This is a genomic window from Achromobacter sp. SIMBA_011, assembly GCF_046535435.1.
In the GTDB taxonomy this organism is placed as follows: Bacteria; Pseudomonadota; Gammaproteobacteria; order Burkholderiales; family Burkholderiaceae_B; genus Achromobacter; species Achromobacter dolens.
In genome coordinates, this window is the sequence record NZ_JAWRWN010000205.1 from 1 (window position 1) to 318 (window position 318).

At 60.7% G+C, this 318-nt stretch carries 1 pseudogene; it reads left to right on the forward strand.

From position 1 onward, the window contains the following. Positions 1-318, forward strand: a pseudogene (locus tag SB816_RS30595) (alpha-glucosidase/alpha-galactosidase); the annotation flags it as partial.

Consider the following 318-nt stretch of genomic DNA (forward strand, 5'->3'; position numbering starts at 1 on the left):
CTCGGCGTCGGCGGCATCATGCGCGGCCTGCGCACCGTGCCGCATCTGTGGAAGATCTGTGAGGACATGCTGGCCGTCTGCCCCAACGCCATCATGCTGCAATATGTGAACCCCATGGCGATCAACACCTGGGCGATTGCGGAGAAATACCCGACGATCCGCCAGGTTGGCCTTTGCCATTCCGTGCAGGGCACGGCCATGGAACTCGCCCACGATCTCGATATTCCCTATGAGGAAATCCGTTACCGTTCGGCCGGCATCAACCACATGGCGTTTTTCCTGGAGTTCGAGCACCGCCAGCCGGATGGCAGCTACAGG